The sequence below is a fragment of the Psychromonas arctica genome, from assembly GCF_038155225.1.
In the GTDB taxonomy this organism is placed as follows: domain Bacteria; phylum Pseudomonadota; class Gammaproteobacteria; order Enterobacterales; family Psychromonadaceae; genus Psychromonas; species Psychromonas arctica_B.
Genome location: NZ_JBAKBA010000271.1, coordinates 1 through 223, shown reverse-complemented (window position 1 = coordinate 223; position 223 = coordinate 1). Strand labels below are relative to the sequence as shown.

1 protein-coding gene is annotated in these 223 nt (G+C 41.3%); it reads left to right on the top strand.

Annotated features, from left to right (window positions below; translation table 11 throughout):
• Positions 1–172 (top strand): PfkB family carbohydrate kinase (locus tag V6255_RS18530; protein WP_341629436.1); only part of this gene is annotated, 172 nt, incomplete at its 5' end.
• Between the last annotated feature and the right edge of the window lie 51 nt (positions 173–223).

Here is a 223-nt window from a genome sequence, read left to right as displayed (position 1 = left end):
CGAACGTACTCGTGCATTAGGCGTTCAAGAAAATGTTATCAAACAAGGTGGCTGCGAATCTTTGATCATCACTGCAGATGATTCAATTAGTGTTGCTGCTCAAAAAGAAGCACCTGAAAATGTAATTGATACCACTGCGGCGGGAGATACGTTTGCTGCGGGTTATCTATAAAAAGGTACATTAGGAGAATCAAGTGTTGATGCTGCTGAAAAAGCACATCAA